2 protein-coding genes are annotated in these 2,037 nt (G+C 70.6%); both read left to right on the plus strand.

Annotated features, from left to right (window positions below):
* Window positions 1-1,846 (plus strand): tetratricopeptide repeat-containing protein kinase family protein (locus tag AAF481_20475; protein MEM7483542.1); only part of this gene is annotated, 1,846 nt, incomplete at its 5' end.
* A 10-nt stretch (window positions 1,847-1,856) separates the two neighbouring features.
* A partial coding sequence (locus AAF481_20480) for a hypothetical protein (protein ID MEM7483543.1) occupies window positions 1,857-2,037 on the plus strand: 181 nt, incomplete at its 3' end.

Here is a 2,037-nt window from a genome sequence, read left to right on the forward strand (position 1 = left end):
CGCGTCTGCCGGGCGGTCGCGGCCTGCTGAGGTCAGCGGGACTCGGGCCTACCTGGCGCCGGAGCGACGCGAGGGGCGAGAGACCGACGCGCGCTCGGATCAGTTCAGCTTCTGTGTCGCCCTCTACGAGGCCGTGGCCGGACGCTTGCCCCGCACCGACTCGCTCGAGGTTGCCGATCCGTGGCTTCCCGCATGGCTGCGCCGTCCGCTGGCCAGGGGCCTGGCGCCGCGCCCCGAAGACCGTTTCCCGGATATGCCCGCCTTGCTGTCGGCGCTACGGCAAGTCTCTGACCGGCGCCGTCGTGGGCTGGGGCTGGTGGCCGCGGCGATTTTGCTGTCGAGCGTCGTGGTCTTCGCCGGGCTCGAGCGCAACCCCTCGTGTGACGGCGGCGCGGCGAGCTTCGCCGCGACCTGGAGCACCGAGCGCCGGGTCGCCGTTCAAGCGGCCTTGCAATCGGCTATGCCAGGGGCGACCCTTGCCGAAGAGGATCTCTGGATGCGCACCGAAGGCCGGCTGGACGATTTTGCCCGGGTCTGGGGCGAGCAGTATCGCGACGCCTGCGCGGCGACCCATCTGCGCGGCGAGCAGTCCGAGGCGATGCTGGATCGCAGGATGCTGTGTCTGGAAGATCGGCGGCGCGACTTCTCGGCGTTGCTCTCGCTCCTCGCCAGTGCCGACGCGGCGCTTGGCGGCCGCGCGCCGCGCGCCGTCGCCGCCTTGGCCAGCCCCGAGATCTGCGGCCAACGCAAGGCGCTGCCCCCTGAGTCGGCGATCCCCGCGGACCCCGCGTTGGCAAGCCAGACCAACGCGCTGCGCGGCCTTCTGGCGCAGGCCCGAGCCGAGGAGGCGGCGGGCCGTTATCCCCAGTCCCTGGAGGTCGCCACGGCTGCGGCGGAGGCGGCCACCGAGCTCGGTTGGCCGCCGCTGCTCGCCGAGGCGCACTACCAGCTGGCCATCGCGCAAGGTCGCGCCGGCCGAGTCGACGATCTGCGCCGCGGCCTGGTGGAAGCGGCTCGGATCGCCCAGACGATCGGCTACGGCCGGTTGCTGGCACAGGCCTACAACTCGATGATCATCGCCGACTGGCTGCAGGCGCAGCCCGAGTCGGCGCGCCTGTGGGGCGATCTGGCGGCTGGTGTTGTCGAATCCCTGGGCTCTCCGCCGGACCTCGAGTTCGAGCGGCGGAGCTATCTGACCAACGTCGCCGAGCAGAGCGGCCGCTACGACGAGATGCTCGACCGCAGCCGTGCCGCACTCGAGCTGGTCGCCGACCGGCTAGCCGTCGAACGGGGAGCGCTCGAGAACAACCTCGGCCTGGCCCTGTATCGCCTGGAGCGCCGCGACGAAGCAGAGGTCTGGCTGACTCGCGCCCTCGAGAGCCTGTCGAGGGACAATGGACCCCAGCATCCCGCCCTGGCGGCTCCCTTGCATCACCTGGCGATGCTCAATAGGGAGCGCGGCCGGTTCGACGAAGCCTGGGCCTTCCATGCCCGTTCCCTGCGCATCGGCGAGCAAGCCTATGCCGCGGCCTATCCCAGCCTGCTGGCCAAGCTGCTGGTGTCCGCGGCCGAGACCTTGCTGGCGGCCGACCGCATCGCCGAGGCCAGGCAGCGGTCCGAGCGGGCGGTACACCTCCTGGAAGCGGAGGCTTCGGTGAACCCCAGAGAGTTGGCCCAGGCTCGATACCTCCTGGCACGAACGCTCTGGGCCACGGGCGAGGACCGGCCGCAGGCCTGGCAGCTGGCGCGTGCTGCCGAAGCGACTCTGGGGTCGGTCGAAGTACCCTCCGGTGATCTTCTGGCAGAAATCGAAGCCTGGCTCGCGACCCGGCATCCCGGAGCTTGAAGGTGCAACCATGAGCATGGAATCCCCGGTTGCCGAATCGCACCGCTGGGCACTGGAAGGCCTGATCGAAGGGCTGCCTTGCCGGTACGTGCTGGCACCGGGGCTGAACCGCCTCGGCAGTGCGTCGTCGTCGGAGGTTCGGCTGGTGGCCCGGGGTGTCTCCAAGAGACACGCGCTGCTGGATGTCCGTC

It is taken from the genome of Acidobacteriota bacterium (assembly GCA_039030395.1).
Classification (GTDB): domain Bacteria; phylum Acidobacteriota; class Thermoanaerobaculia; order Multivoradales; family JBCCEF01; genus JBCCEF01.